Annotated in this window: 1 pseudogene; it reads left to right on the top strand. The window is 58.5% G+C overall.

Going from position 1 to position 234, the window contains the following annotated elements:
* Positions 1–234: pseudogene (locus SB786_RS37795) on the top strand (IS21 family transposase); the annotation flags it as partial.

Raw genomic sequence — 234 nt, 5'->3', positions numbered from 1 at the left:
CAGCTACGACCGTGTTTGTGCGTTCATCCGCAACTGGAAGCAAAACCGCGATGAAGGTGCTCTACGCGGAGCCTTCGTACCGCTCGCCTTCGAATATGGCGAGGCATTCCAGTTCGACTGGAGCTGCGAATACGTCTTCATCGGTGGCCTACGACGCCGGATAGAGGTCGCACACACGAAGCTCGCCGCAAGCCGCGCATTCTGGCTCGTCGCCTATCACACACAGAGTCACGA

Origin of the sequence: Burkholderia sp. SIMBA_062 (assembly GCF_046534765.1) — a bacterium.
GTDB lineage: Bacteria > Pseudomonadota > Gammaproteobacteria > Burkholderiales > Burkholderiaceae > Burkholderia > Burkholderia ambifaria.
The sequence above is the reverse complement of the archived record's forward strand: the minus strand, read 5'-3'. Positions and strand labels throughout refer to the sequence as shown.